Annotated in this window: 1 protein-coding gene; it reads left to right on the top strand. The window is 60.9% G+C overall.

Annotated features, from left to right (window positions below; all coding sequences use genetic code 11):
• Window positions 1-199 (top strand): hypothetical protein (locus tag QJT78_RS52790; RefSeq protein ID WP_281461013.1); only part of this gene is annotated, 199 nt, incomplete at its 5' end.
• Between the last annotated feature and the right edge of the window lie 21 nt (window positions 200-220).

Raw genomic sequence — 220 nt, forward strand, 5'->3', positions numbered from 1 at the left:
GGAGATGGTGTTCGACGCCCACGACCGAGCGTTCGCGCTGTTCAAGGGCACCTGCACCCGCGGCATCTACGACAACATGAAGACCGCCGTGGAGACGATCTTCGTCGGTAACCCCGTGGGTCGGTCAAAATCCCCCGGGTATGGTCACTTGAAACTCCCCCACCTGATGATCGCCGTCAGCGCCGCTGAACAGCAGTAGCCGGTCAGGCAGGACGTTTAT

Origin of the sequence: Bradyrhizobium sp. Mp27 (assembly GCF_029953005.1) — a bacterium.
In the GTDB taxonomy this organism is placed as follows: domain Bacteria; phylum Pseudomonadota; class Alphaproteobacteria; order Rhizobiales; family Xanthobacteraceae; genus Bradyrhizobium; species Bradyrhizobium barranii.